The organism is Mesorhizobium sp. M8A.F.Ca.ET.021.01.1.1, from assembly GCF_003998025.1.
Classification (GTDB): domain Bacteria; phylum Pseudomonadota; class Alphaproteobacteria; order Rhizobiales; family Rhizobiaceae; genus Mesorhizobium.
Window position 1 is genome coordinate 1 of sequence record NZ_RZSJ01000545.1, and the last position, 4,132, is coordinate 4,132.

Below are 4,132 nucleotides of genomic sequence, written 5' to 3' on the forward strand. Positions count from 1 at the left end.
GTATTGAGCCGCCTCCAATTCACCGGTCGTGTCCGCGGCCGGGCAAGGCCTTGCCAGGATAAACTATGCAAACCGTACTGATCGTCATCCATCTCATGGTCGTGCTCGCCCTTGTCGGCGTGGTGCTGCTGCAGCGTTCCGAAGGCGGCGGCCTCGGCATTGGTGGCGGGTCGGGCTTCATGACGGCGCGCGGCGCGGCCAACGCGTTGACCCGGGCGACGGCGATCCTGGCGGCAGCGTTCTTCGTGACGTCGCTGACCTTGTCGATCATTGCCCGCTACGGCGAGAAGCCGATCGACATTCTCGACCGGGTTCCCGTGACCTCGGACGGCGCCGGCAAGGGCGTGCTCAACCAACTGCCCGGCACCACCACCCCGGCTCCCGCCGGCACCACCACGCCGACGCCGCCATCCGGAAACGACGCCGCGGCAAAGCCTCCGGCAACGGCCCCGGCCACTGCCCCCGCCGCAGGCTCAACGCCGCCGGCCACCAACGGAACCACCAACACAGCGCCGGCGGCGCCCCAGGTTCCGAACCAGTAAACCTCGACGTTTCCAAACCGCGATCTGTGATCGTTTGAACACAGTCGCGGCAAATGCTGCGCGATCACGAAGATTCGACGGGCAGCAGTGCGGTCTCGCGCTTGAGGCATCCGCGCTTATTCGACTATAGATTGCACGCGGCATTTTCGGCGTCCTTGGGGGACGCCGGGCGACGCCGTGGGCAACAAGCATTGAACGATCGGATCTTCGCCATGCAGCTTCGCAGCTTCATTTTCCTGGGACTTTGCGCCGCAATCGGCATGAGTTCCCCGGCCTTCGCCGCCATGCCGGCAAACATGGCCGCACAACAGCCGGTGTCGCTTGAGAAAACCGACGCCATCCCCGTCGCGGCCAAAAGCGATGCGGCGCAGTTGAAGCTTCTCAAGAAGAAGAAAAACCCGACGCCGGACGATCTTGCCCAGATCAAGAAGATCGAGGCCAAGATCGTTGCCGACAAGGAGAACGCCAAGGCCAAGGCGCTCGAGGCCAGGAAGCTGGCGATGCGCGAAGCGGCGAAAGCCAGGGCCGATGCCGCACGGCAGGCCTTCCTAGCCCAGAAGGGCAAAAGCGCTCCGGCGGCTGAAGTGGCCGAGGCCAACACAGCCAAGAAGACCACCAAGATCATCGAACCGATTGAACCCGTCACGCCGATCCAATCGGCTGAGCCTATCCCGGCCGAAGCGATGAATGTCGCTTTGACCGGCAACAATGGCGAACTGCGCAGCGAGGTCGTCGGCGGCCAGAAGCAGTCGAGTGGCGGCCTGTTCGCCGGCCTGTTCGGTGGAACTTCATCGGGCTCATCGATCAGCTATCTGCCCGAGACCCGCGCGCTCGATTCGGCACTTGCCCAGAGAAACGCCAAGAAGCCGTTCAAGGTGAAGCCGGAATTCGTGCCTCAGGACGTGGAATTTACGGGCTATGATGCCGGCACGATCGTCATCGACACCAGCGCTCGCCGGCTCTATCTCGTCGAATCGTCCACGACCGCGCGTCGCTATGCCATCGCGGTCGGCCGCGAAGGCCTGCAGTTCAAGGGCACGGTCGCGGTCGGCGACAAGCAGGAATGGCCGCGCTGGATCCCGACACTCGACATGCAGAAGCGCGAGCCAAAGCACTACGGCCAGTACAAGGACGGCATGGCCGGCGGCGGACAGAACCCGCTCGGTGCCCGCGCCATTTATCTCTATGACGGCAAGAAGGACACGCATCTGCGTATTCACGGCACCATCGCGCCGCAGTCTATCGGCACCAGCGCCTCCAATGGCTGCTTCCGTATGATGAACGAGCACGTCATGGATCTCTACAGCCGCGTCCGGGTCGGCACCAAGGTCGTCATCATCTGACGTTTCCATCATCATGCCGAAAGGGCCGGCTCAGCCGGCCCTTTTGTTTTGCTTGGAGCGGTTCAACGTTTGATAGAATCGCCGACCTGCTCTAAGTCTTTGTTTTTACGCCAATTCCGGACGGAAGGTCTCGATCAAAACCCGTTTTGGTCGGGATCCTGTCCAAAAAACCGGATTCCATTTTAGGGATCATGGTCCGAGCGCCTTCTTGGGAAAAAGCCTTCGCGGCGGTTTTTTCTCTGGCGGAATCAATCCGGCCGCGTTAAGCGATGACTCCCATGGCGCGATATGTATTCATCACAGGCGGCGTGGTTTCCTCACTTGGAAAAGGCATTGCCGCAGCGGCCCTTGGGGCTCTCCTGCAGGCGCGAGGCTATCGCGCTCGCATCAAAAAACTCGATCCCTACCTCAATGTCGACCCCGGCACGATGTCGCCGTACCAGCATGGCGAGGTGTTCGTCACCGATGACGGTGCCGAAACCGATCTCGATCTTGGTCATTACGAGCGCTTCACCGGCCGTTCCGCCAATCAGCAGGACAACATCACGACCGGGCGTATCTATAAGAACATCATCGAGCGCGAGCGGCGTGGCGACTATCTCGGCGCGACCGTGCAGGTCATCCCGCACGTTACCGACGAGATCAAGAACTTCGTCCTCGACGGCAATGACGACTATGATTTCGTGCTGTGCGAGATCGGCGGCACGGTCGGCGACATCGAGGCGATGCCGTTTCTCGAGGCAATCCGCCAGCTCGGCAACGATCTGCCGCGCAACAATGCCGTCTACGTGCATCTGACCTTGATGCCCTATATCCCGACAGCAGGTGAGCTGAAGACCAAGCCGACCCAGCATTCGGTCAAGGAATTGCGCGGCATTGGCATTGCGCCCGACATACTTCTGGTGCGCGCCGACCGCGCCATTCCCAAGGAAGAGCGCCGCAAGCTGTCGCTGTTCTGCAATGTCAGGGAGAGCGCCGTCATCCAGGCGCTCGACGTGCCGCACATCTACGACGTGCCTATGGCCTACCATAAGGAAGGTCTCGATTCGGAAGTGCTGGCCGCCTTCGGCATCGACCCGGCGCCCAAGCCGCGCATGGAACCGTGGCAGGCTGTGTCCAACCGCATCCACAATCCGGAGGGCGAGGTCACCATCGCCATCGTCGGCAAGTATACCGGCCTCAAGGATGCCTACAAATCGCTGATCGAGGCGCTCTCGCATGGCGGGTTGGCCAACCACGTCAAGGTCAAGCTCGACTGGATCGAATCGGAAATCTTCGAAAAGGAAGACCCGGCGCCTTGGCTTGAGAAGGTGCACGGTATCCTGGTGCCCGGCGGCTTCGGCGAACGCGGCTCGGAGGGCAAGATCCTGGCGGCGAAATTCGCGCGTGAGCGCAAGGTGCCATATTTCGGCATCTGCTTCGGCATGCAGATGGCCTGCATCGAGGCGGCGCGATCCCTGGCCGGCGTCGAACATGCCTCCTCGACCGAGTTCGGCCCGACCAAGGAACCGGTCGTCGGTTTGATGACCGAATGGCTGAAGGGCAACATGTTGGAAAAGCGCCGGGCGACCGGCGATCTCGGCGGCACCATGCGGCTCGGCGCCTATCAGGCCGAACTCGCCAAGGGCTCGAAGATCGCCGACATCTATGGCGACACCCAGATTTCCGAACGTCACCGGCACCGCTACGAGGTCAATATCGACTACAAGCAGCGCCTTGAGGATTGCGGGCTGGTCTTTGCCGGCATGTCGCCTGACGGCGTGTTGCCTGAGACGGTCGAGTATCCCGACCATCCCTGGTTCATCGGCGTGCAGTATCACCCCGAGCTGAAGAGCCGGCCGCTCGATCCGCATCCGCTGTTCGCCAGCTTCATCGAGGCGGCGGTGGAGCAGAGCCGGCTGGTCTGACTGATTCCATGCGGACCTATGTCGCGCTCCTCTACAGCATCATCCTGGGAGAGGGGCGGCGGGTCGTCATGTCCGACCTCAAGGCGATGGCGGAAGGCATCGGCCTAAAGAATGTCCGCACCTTGGTGGCGACCGGCAACCTGGTCTTCGAGAGTGAAAAGATTTCGGTCGCCACGCTTGAGACGCGCTTGGAAGTCGCCTTCGAAAAGGCCTTTGGCCGCCACGTCGACATCATTGTCCGCAGCGCCGAGGATTGGCTGAGACTCGCAACCAGCAATCCATTCCCGGCTGACTCGGTTGAAGCCGGCGACCAGGTCGCGGTGCGTGTAATGCGCAAACC

At 61.8% G+C, this 4,132-nt stretch carries 4 protein-coding genes; all 4 read left to right on the plus strand.

Annotated elements, in window-relative coordinates; translation table 11 throughout:
• The first annotated feature begins 65 nt into the window (after nt 1-65).
• The gene (gene secG / locus EOA36_RS29370) at nt 66-542 is read left to right on the plus strand and encodes a preprotein translocase subunit SecG (protein ID WP_127280483.1); all 477 of its coding nucleotides are present in this window, start codon (nt 66-68) and stop codon (nt 540-542) included.
• Between the two features lie 212 nt (nt 543-754).
• A complete protein-coding gene (locus EOA36_RS29375) occupies nt 755-1,885 on the plus strand; it encodes a L,D-transpeptidase (RefSeq protein ID WP_127280484.1) in 1,131 nt (376 codons plus the stop codon).
• Nucleotides 1,886-2,154: 269 nt separating this feature from the next.
• Nucleotides 2,155-3,792: a CTP synthase gene (locus EOA36_RS29380; protein ID WP_127280485.1), complete on the plus strand. Its 1,638-nt coding sequence runs from the start codon at nt 2,155-2,157 to the stop codon at nt 3,790-3,792.
• Nucleotides 3,793-3,800: 8 nt separating this feature from the next.
• Nucleotides 3,801-4,132, plus strand: a 332-nt coding sequence (locus tag EOA36_RS29385) for a DUF1697 domain-containing protein (protein ID WP_145969366.1), incomplete at its 3' end; no start/stop codon positions are given.